Raw genomic sequence first — 6,175 nt, 5'->3', positions numbered from 1 at the left:
GCCCGGGCGGCATCTACTCCCGGCTGGAGGAGGCGGGCTACCGGATCACGTTCGAGGAGACGGTGACGTGCCGGCTGCCCCGCCCGGACGAGCAGTCCGAACGCCGCGCCCGCGCTGCCGGAGCGGCCGTCCCGGCGAGCGCACAAGGTCGTCGTGGCGGCGGGGAGGCTCGTCCACGCCAAGGGCTTCGACGTGCTCCTGCGCGCGTTCGCGCCGATCGCCGCCGAGCACCCGGACTGGACCCTGCGGGTCTTCGGGGGCGGGCCCCGGCGCGACCGGCTCCGCGCGCTGATCGACGACCTCGGCCTCGGCGGGCGGGCCGAGCTGCGCCCCCGCACCCGGGACCTGCACGCGGAGATGGAGCGGGCGGCGGTCTACGCGCTGTCGTCGCGCCGCGAGGGCATGCCCATGGTCGTCATCGAGGCCATGGGGATGGGCCTGGCGGTCGTGGCGTTCGACTGCCCCACCGGGCCGGCCGAGATGATCGTCCACGGCCGTGACGGGCTGCTCGTCCCCGCGGGGGACGCGGGCGCCCTGACCGCGGCGCTCCGCGAGGTGATCGCTGACTCCGGCCTGCGGGACCGCCTGGGCGAGGCGGCCCTGCGGTCCGCGCGGGCCCACCACCTGGACCGCATCGGCCCCCGGTGGTCCCGCCTGATCCGCGAGCTCGTCCCCGCGGCCCCGCCCCCGCAGCGGGCCCGGCGGGCCGGCGTCAGCCGCTGAGCAGGCCGCGCACGTAGGCGGCCTGGCCCGCGTGCTGGAGGTCGTCGGAGACCACGCTGATCAGCCGGACCGCCAGCGTGACCGGCGGATCCCACGCCCGGTCGACGATCCGGGGGAGGTCGGCGTCGGTCAGCGCGGACACGTATCGGACGGTCTCGGCGTGGACGGCGTCGTGATAGCCGGTGAGCAGGTCCGCCTCCACCCGGACGGCGGCGACGTCGTCCGGAGTGTGGCCGTAGCCGGTGTCGGAGGCGTCGAACGGAAGGTCGAAACGGTCGGCCCAGCCGTCCCGCGTCCACATCTGGTCGGTGCCGGCGACCCCGGCGACGTGGTCGTCCTGGATGCGGGTGAGGTGCCAGACGAGCCACGCGATCGAGTTGGCGTCCTCGGCGGGGCGGCGGGCGAGCTGCGGCCCGCTGAGGCCTCCGACCGCCCCGTGGACGACCTGCCGGATCCGGTCGAACGCGTCGGTGAGCAGTTCAGCACTGGTCATTGGTCCGACGCTACCGTGGTCCGGTCCGGTTTTCAGGCCCCGGCCCCCTGCATCCGGACGCGTCGGGAGGGGGATTTCGGCGTTCCGCTTGATACTCATTGTGATCGATACGATCCTTACTGTAGTCGACCAGGTCATCTGCCGCGGCCACTCCCTTGTCCGCCGGGAGGCGCGCACGCGGACCACGGCGTGACGGCGCGCACCCGTGCCGTTGGAAAAGGGGGACCGGGGGTGAACGGCTCCGCGTTCGTGCACCAAGGCTGCGTCTACTCCAGCGACGACGACTTCTTACGGATGGCGCTCCCGTTCATCGACGAGGGGCTCCGGCGGGAGGAGCCGGTGCTGGTGACCACCACGCCCGTCAATCTCGACCTGGTGCAGACCGCTCTCGGTCGGCACGCCCGCAACGTCGACTACGCCGAGTCCGCGTCCTTCGGCCGCCGCCCGCCGCAGCGCGTCGCCGCGTTCACCGGCTACCGGCACCGGCATCCCGGCGCCGCACGCGTCCGCATCCTCGCCGAGCCCGTGTGGGCCGGACGGTCGGCCCGGCAGGTCGAGGCGTGGGAGTGCATGGACTCCGCCCTCAACGCGGTCCTGGCCGGCACCGGCATCCACATGGTCTGCCCCTTCGACGCCCGCACCCTCGAACCGGAGATCGTCGGCAACGCCCTGCGCACCCACCCGCACATGGTGCACGGCACAGACGTGGCCGCGAGCCCGGGGTACACCGAGCCGGTCGCCTTCGTCCGCGACCGGGCGGCGCCGCTGGCCGCGCGTCCGGACGACGCCGTCACCGTGCCGTTCACCGGCGACCTGGCCCGGATGCGGCACACCGTCGTCCTGGAGACGGCGCTGCTCGGGCTGTCCGGCGAGCGCTTAATGATCTTCGCGGCGGCGGTCGGCGAGCTGCTCACCGGCGTGCCCGGCGCCGGGGGCCGCCGCCCGAGCGTCGCGCTGTGGGGCCGGCCCGGGGAGGTCGTCTGCGACGTCGACCTGCCCGCCACCGCGTCCCTCGATCCCTTCATCGGCCTGCACCCGCCGACGCTCGACCCGCGGCCGGGCGACGGCGTCTGGCTCGCCCGGCAGATCTGCGACCACCTCGACGTGCGGTCCGGGCCGAGCGGCACGACGGTCCGGCTGCACACCCCGGCCCTGCGCGACACCGAAGGCGGCGCCGGTGCCTGAGCCGGGCGTTCGCGCAGTTGGCTTGCCACCGAATGGGTAGGCGACCGGCATGAGCACTCGCGCGCCCGACCGGCGGCCGCCCGACCGCGGGTTCGCGGCAGAACTCCGCGACGCGGTGACGCTCCGCGCGTTCGCCCTGATCACCGGGGTCCTGCTGCTGCAGTTCGGGTTCATCCTGTCCTACATCGGCGCGTTCCATTCGCCGGCTCCGCACCGCGTCCCCGTCGCGGTGGTCGCGCCGCCCGCCGTGGCGGGCCAGGTCGTCGCGCGGGTGAACGCGCTGGAGGGCGCACCGCTGAAGGCCCGCACGGCGCCCGGCGCGCGGCAGGCCCGCCGCGACATCCTGCGCCGGGACGTCGACGCGGCGATCATCGTGGACCCGCGCGGCGGCACCGACACGCTCCTGGTCGCCTCCGCCGCCGGCCCGGCGCTCGCCGGCACCGCGACCGACGTGGCGCACCGGCTGGAGACCGCCCAGGGCCGGCAGGTGACGGTCGTCGACATCCGGCCGCCCGGCCCCAAGGACGGCCGGGGCCTGTCCTCCTTCTACCTCGTCATCGGCTGGGTCGTGGGCGGCTACCTGGCCGCGGCGATCCTCGCGGTCGCGGGCGGAGCCCGTCCGGCCAACGCGCGCCGCACGGTCGTCCGGATGGGGGCGCTCGCCCTGTACGCGGTCGTGTCGGGGCTCGGCGGAGCCCTCGTCGCCGGTCCGCTCCTCGGCGCGCTGCCGGGCCACTTCCTCCAGCTCTGGGGGATCGGGGCGCTCGTGGTCTTCGCCGCGGCGGCCGCCACCGCCGTGCTCCAGACGCTGTTCGGGCTCGTCGGGATCGGCCTGGCGATCCTGCTGTTCGTCGTGCTCGGCAACCCCAGCGCCGGCGGCGCCTACCCGGTCGCGCTGCTGCCGCCGTTCTGGCGGTCGCTCGGCGGCTGGCTTCCGACCGGCGCGGCCACGACCGCCGTCCGCAACACCGTCTACTTCTCCGGCAACGCCACGGCGCACGCGCTGTGGGTGCTGGCCGGGTGGGCCCTCGCCGGGACGGTCGTCGCCCTGGCCGTGTCCGCGCTGCGCCCGCGGACGACCGCCCCGGCCGAGGGGATCGCCTCAGCCCGGGGAGCCTGACGCCGGCAGGCGGACGGTCACGACGAGGCCGCCCCCCGGACGCGGCGCCGCGGTCACCGTGCCGCCGTGGGCAGTCGCGGTCGCCCGGACGATCGACAGCCCGAGGCCCGAGCCGCGGTCGGAGCGCACCCGGTCGTTGCCGAGCCTCCGGAACGGCTCGAAGATCGTCTCAATCTCGTAGGCGGGGACCGGCGGGCCGGTGTTGGCGACCGTGAGCTCGGCCCAGCCGTCCCGGGCCCGGGTGGCGACGTGCACCTCGCCGCCGTCGTGGTTGTGCCGGATCGCGTTCTCCACCAGGTTCTGCACGAGCCGCTCCACCAGCACCGGATCGCCGGATGCGGGGGCCGGGTCGAGCAGGCGGTCCGCGGTCACGCCGCGGGCTTGCGCCTCGTCGGCGGCCTGCCGCAGGACGTGCCCGGCGACGTCCGCCAGGTCGAGCGGCCCGGCGTCGACCACGACGTTCTCGGTCCCGGCGAGGGTGAGCAGCCCGTCGATGAGCCGCTCGTGCCTGCCGTTGACGACCAGCAGCGACTCGCCGAGCCGTTTGACGTCGTCGGTGGCGTCCGGCCGCCGCACCGCCACGTCGACCAGCGTCCGGTTGATGGCGAGGGGGGTGCGCAGCTCGTGCGAGGCGTTCGCGACGAACCGGCGCTGCCCGTCGAACGCCCGCGCCAGCCGGCCGAGCATGGTGTCGAAGGTGTCGGCCAGCTCCTTGACGTCGTCGCGCGGGCCCTCGTAGGCGATCCGCTCGGTGAGGTCGTGGCTGCGCGCGACGCGCCGCGCCGTCTCGGTGATCGCGTGCACGGGGCGCAGGGCCCGGTCGGCGAGCAGCCAGCCGAAGCCGAGCCCCGCCGCGCCCACCAGCCCGAGCGCGATCCCGCCCTGGGTGAGGAGCGCGTTGAGGGTCTCCCGCTGGTAGTCCTCGCGCCCCTTGATCAGGGCGCCCTGGACGCGCTGCACGGTGAGGTCCGACCCCTCGCCGGGCATCGGAGCGGCCCCCTTGACCGCGGGTCCCGCGGCCGTGAAGACGCGGTCCTGCGCGGGATCCCCCTGCCTTTCGAGGCTGTTCTGGACGAGAAGGTAGGTCAGGCCGAGCAGCACGATGCCCGCGCCGAGGAACAGGCCCGTGTAGAGGATGGTCAGCCGCAGGCGGATCGTCGGCCGCAGCCGGCCGGCGAACCCCGCGGTGCTCGCAGCGCTCATGGGATCCGGTACCCCACTCCCGGGACGGTCTCGATGACCGGGGGATCGCCGAGCTTGCGGCGCAGCTTCATCAGCGTCACCCGGACGGTGTTGGTGAACGGGTCGGTGTGCTCGTCCCACACCTTCTCCAGCAGCCGCTCGGCGGACACGATCGTCCCGTCCGCGCGCAGCAGCTCGGCCAGCAGCCCGAACTCCTTGCGCGCCAGGTGGACGTACCGGCCGTCGCGGTACACCTCCTGGCGGGACGGGTCGACCCGGATCCCGGCGCGCTCCAGCGCCGGCGGGGCCGCCGGGCGGGCCCGCCGGCCGAGCGCGAAGATCCGCGCCACCAGCTCCTCGAACGCGAACGGCTTGGTGAGGTAGTCGTCGGCGCCGATGCGCAGCCCGTCGACCCGGGCCGGGACGGTGACGGCGGCGGTGAGCATCAGCACCCGGACGAGCGCGCCGGACTCCACCACCGCGCGGCACACGTCGTCGCCGTGCACGACCGGCAGGTCCCGGTCCAGGACGAGCACGTCGTAGTCGTGCACGCCGAGCCGATCCAGCGCGGCGTCCCCGTCGTAGACCACGTCCACGGCGAGGGCCTCGGCCCGCAGCCCCTCGGCGATCGAGTCGGCGAGCATCCGCTCGTCCTCTGCGATCAGTACCCGCACGTCCGCCACCCCTGCCGCTCCTTCGGACCCGCCCCCCGGCGCGTCCCGCCGCCCCAGCTTCGGGCAGCGGGCGTAACGCCGGCATAACGCGATCCGGTTACGCCCGGGTTACCGGCCGGGGGCTGGACTTGCGGTCGCCGCCGGCGCTCCGCCCGGCGGAGACGACGAGGAGACGACCCGATGCGACGACGTACGCTCGCCGCGCTGGCGCTCGCCCCCGCCCTGGCCATCGGCGTGCAGGGCTGCGGGAGCGGGGACGGCGGGGACGGCACCGCCAAGGCCGCAAGCGACGACCAGAAGATGCGCGAGTTCGCCCGGTGCATGCGCGCCAACGGGGTGGACATGCCCGACCCGAAGAACGGACGGATCCAGATCCGGGCGTCCGCCAAGCCGGGCGGCCCCGGCAAGGGGGGCGGGCCGGAGACCGACGGCGAGATCCAGGCGGCGCAGAAGAAGTGCGCGCACCTGATGCCGAACGGCGGCAAGCCGCCCAAGCCCAAGCCCGAGGAACTGGCGAAGATGCGCGCGTTCGCCAAGTGCATGCGCGACAACGGCATCGACGCGTTCCCCGACCCCGAGCCGGACGGCGGCATCAAGATCCAGGCTGGGAAGGGCACGGGGGTGAACCCCGAGAGCCAGAAGTTCAAGAACGCGGAGAAGGCCTGCGCCAAGTTCTCGCCGGACGGCGGCAGGGGCCCCGTGACGAGCAGCCGGGTGCGGATCTCCCGGCTGATCTCGCGCAGGTTCGGGTCGTTCCATGCGGGAAGGACGCTCTTGTACACGCCCGGGATCGGCCGG

Annotated in this window: 7 protein-coding genes; 4 read left to right on the top strand and 3 right to left on the bottom strand. The window is 74.8% G+C overall.

All coding sequences use genetic code 11. The features are described from left to right. The first annotated feature begins 114 nt into the window (after nucleotides 1-114). Complete coding sequence (locus AB0K37_RS39635) at nucleotides 115-723, top strand: glycosyltransferase (protein WP_363990678.1); 609 nt, start codon at nucleotides 115-117, stop codon at nucleotides 721-723. Here AB0K37_RS39635 and AB0K37_RS39630 read toward each other — a convergent pair. Then, nucleotides 713-1,216, bottom strand: coding sequence for a DUF664 domain-containing protein (locus tag AB0K37_RS39630; protein WP_363990672.1), 504 nt, complete (start codon nucleotides 1,214-1,216; stop codon nucleotides 713-715). The genes AB0K37_RS39635 and AB0K37_RS39630 overlap by 11 nt on opposite strands. Nucleotides 1,217-1,447: 231 nt before the next feature. On the opposite strand from AB0K37_RS39630, the gene AB0K37_RS39625 reads away from it, so the two are divergent. Both AB0K37_RS39625 and AB0K37_RS39620 read left to right on the top strand, forming a co-directional pair. Continuing rightward, complete coding sequence (locus AB0K37_RS39625) at nucleotides 1,448-2,401, top strand: sensor histidine kinase (protein WP_363990669.1); 954 nt, start codon at nucleotides 1,448-1,450, stop codon at nucleotides 2,399-2,401. Nucleotides 2,402-2,450: 49 nt separating this feature from the next. After that, complete coding sequence (locus AB0K37_RS39620) at nucleotides 2,451-3,521, top strand: hypothetical protein (RefSeq protein ID WP_363990666.1); 1,071 nt, start codon at nucleotides 2,451-2,453, stop codon at nucleotides 3,519-3,521. On the opposite strand, the gene AB0K37_RS39615 is transcribed toward AB0K37_RS39620, so the two are convergent. Both AB0K37_RS39615 and AB0K37_RS39610 read right to left on the bottom strand, forming a co-directional pair. Continuing rightward, nucleotides 3,504-4,724 (bottom strand): HAMP domain-containing sensor histidine kinase, encoded by a 1,221-nt coding sequence (locus tag AB0K37_RS39615; RefSeq protein WP_363990663.1) that lies wholly within the window; start codon nucleotides 4,722-4,724, stop codon nucleotides 3,504-3,506. The genes AB0K37_RS39620 and AB0K37_RS39615 overlap by 18 nt on opposite strands. Next, nucleotides 4,721-5,377, bottom strand: coding sequence for a response regulator transcription factor (locus tag AB0K37_RS39610; protein ID WP_363990675.1), 657 nt, complete (start codon nucleotides 5,375-5,377; stop codon nucleotides 4,721-4,723). Before AB0K37_RS39610 ends, AB0K37_RS39615 begins: the two co-directional genes overlap by 4 nt. A gap of 180 nt (nucleotides 5,378-5,557) precedes the next feature. Here AB0K37_RS39610 and AB0K37_RS39605 point away from each other — a divergent pair. Then, on the top strand, nucleotides 5,558-6,175 hold a 618-nt coding region (locus AB0K37_RS39605; RefSeq protein WP_363990661.1), incomplete at its 3' end, for a hypothetical protein.

The sequence above is a fragment of the Actinomadura sp. NPDC049753 genome, from assembly GCF_040674655.1.
Classification (GTDB): Bacteria; Actinomycetota; Actinomycetes; order Streptosporangiales; family Streptosporangiaceae; genus Spirillospora; species Spirillospora verrucosospora.
This window is presented reverse-complemented; position numbering and strand designations above follow the sequence as displayed.

Coding starts and splice junctions, on each gene's coding strand:
- AB0K37_RS39620 (WP_363990666.1), top strand. CDS start 2,451: ATGAGCACTCGCGCGCCCGACCGGCGGCCGCCCGACCGCGGGTTCGCG.
- AB0K37_RS39630 (WP_363990672.1), bottom strand. CDS start 1,216: ATGACCAGTGCTGAACTGCTCACCGACGCGTTCGACCGGATCCGGCAG.
- AB0K37_RS39615 (WP_363990663.1), bottom strand. CDS start 4,724: ATGAGCGCTGCGAGCACCGCGGGGTTCGCCGGCCGGCTGCGGCCGACG.